This is a genomic window from Aetokthonos hydrillicola CCALA 1050, from assembly GCF_017591665.1.
In the GTDB taxonomy this organism is placed as follows: domain Bacteria; phylum Cyanobacteriota; class Cyanobacteriia; order Cyanobacteriales; family Nostocaceae; genus Aetokthonos; species Aetokthonos hydrillicola.
On record NZ_JAAKGC010000409.1, the window covers coordinates 1 to 1,287 of the forward strand.

Here is a 1,287-nt window from a genome sequence, read left to right on the forward strand (position 1 = left end):
GAGCGGGGTGGAGGGCAGAGCCGCCAAGCTATGCATGGACACATAGACCGCTTCTCCTTCTAATGGACTGAACTTTGTTGACGTTAACAACCTTGTTTGCAACACCAGGATAGTTGGCTAATTTGACACCAGTTCCTAAGTTTTGCATTCCAACGACTCGATAAACATTGTTTTCAAACATCACATAATCTTTGGGGTTGTAACGATAACGTTGCTTTTTGATGCGTCGTTGACCCTTGGAAACCTTGTTGCCGCGATAAACTCTTAAGTTTTCTCCATTCAGGTTTTTATTGCGGGTACGTCTACCAGAATTCAAGATAGAGCCAGCGACTTTTTCTCCTGTACGCTTATCGATGTATTTGGCGTCGTAAAACTGTTCCATTGACCTTTTATGACGACGAATTTGTTCAATCATTAAAGGTTCTGTTCTTTGCTGAATCGTTCCCCCAGCGATGATGAAAGCATCATTGTGGTGACTTTTTTCGAGTTTTAATTCTTTGCGTTTAAAATCTGTTTCATACCCGAAAGCTTCCTCTGCACACAGATCCTCTAATATTCGTTTGTAGATAGTAGACATGAAAGTTTCTGCTTTGAATGATTTAACCTTTGGTTGCCATCCGTGCAAAATCTTTCCTTTTTTGTGGTTGGGTGAACTGTGACACTTATCGCAAAGAGTAATCAAGTTGCTTGGTCGATTGCTTCTATCTGGTGGATTCTTCCAGTACCCAATATGGTGAACTTGAAGAACTTTGTCAGCACCTTTATTTTTGCAGTCTGGATTTTGGCACTTGTACCCGTCCCTATGACGAATGTAGTTTGTTAAGTTTTTGTAGCCTAGCTGCTCTCCTTGCTGGTATCCATCCCCTTGAATGTCTGGGTTTTTGAGTTTCTGAATGTCAAAGGAGGCTGTTTCTACCGTTATTTTGGTGATGGGTAGCCTGGATTTAACACGCTCTACAAACCGCAAATGAGTATCTAGTTTGTGTTGAATCGATGGGGCTAACCAGCCTTCATTGCGTTTACGATTATCAAACCGTTTGGCACGATGACGTAATCTATTGCGGCGGGTTCTACGGTATTTCTTTTTTTCGGTAATGCGTTCTGACACCCCATCTAAAAGTTCTACCTCTCCACCAATTAACTCCTCTTTCTGAGTGATGGCGCTAAACCCGATGTTTTTATAGCCAGCGTCAATTCCTAATGAAATAGGTTGTTTGTAGCCACTGCTGCCATAAATCAACTGAATCGTAAACGGATCTCTTCCTACAATTTTGGCTTTGCCTGATT

Annotated in this window: 1 protein-coding gene; it reads right to left on the reverse strand. The window is 41.9% G+C overall.

The window, feature by feature from the left end; all coding sequences use genetic code 11:
* Positions 1 to 28 precede the first annotated feature (28 nt).
* On the reverse strand, positions 29 to 1,287 hold a 1,259-nt coding region (gene iscB / locus G4P69_RS38395), incomplete at its 5' end, for an RNA-guided endonuclease IscB (RefSeq protein WP_208355251.1).